A 647-nucleotide genomic window follows, 5' to 3' on the forward strand; every position below is an offset into this window, starting at 1 on the left:
GACGAGAAGGAATTAAAGAAGGCAGAAAAGACGAAAAATATTCAATAGCCAAAACTTTAAAACAAATGAGCATGGACGATGCTTCTATAAGTAAAGCTACGGGATTAAGTATCGAGGAAGTCCGCAAATTAAACGCAGACAATAAAAAATTATAAAGTCCAATTAATTTTTTAATTTTTAAATCATATAATAAAAAATATTTTTTATCAACGAGTAAATCTCCGATAATATATCGAGGATTCAAAATGTTTAAAATAATTTTAATATTGGCTATAATGAATAATATATTATTTTCAGGCGATTTTATAAACGAACAAAAAAGATATGGCAGAGTTCGAGACGCGATAAAAGAAAAATATAATTTAATCGAAAACAATTTAAAAAATAATAATATAAAAATCGAAGAATTAAATATATTGATTACGGCTTATAAAGAAGAATCAATTTTAGAATTATACGCTAAAAATAAATCCGATAAAATCTATAAAAAAATTTGCGAATATAATATAGCGGCAAAATCGGGCGCGCTGGGACCTAAACGAAAAGAAGGAGATTTACAAGTTCCCGAAGGTTTTTATAATATAGAAATTTTTAATCCCGCAAGCTCTTATTATTTGTCTTTAGGAATAAATCATCCAAACTCTTCC

The 647-nt window shown here is 26.9% G+C and carries 1 pseudogene; it reads left to right on the plus strand.

The window, feature by feature from the left end:
* Positions 1-245: 245 nt before the first annotated feature.
* A pseudogene (locus EZH24_RS13130) lies at positions 246-647 on the plus strand (L,D-transpeptidase family protein); the annotation flags it as partial.

This window comes from Brachyspira catarrhinii (assembly GCF_005518285.1).
GTDB classification, from domain to species: domain Bacteria; phylum Spirochaetota; class Brachyspiria; order Brachyspirales; family Brachyspiraceae; genus Brachyspira; species Brachyspira catarrhinii.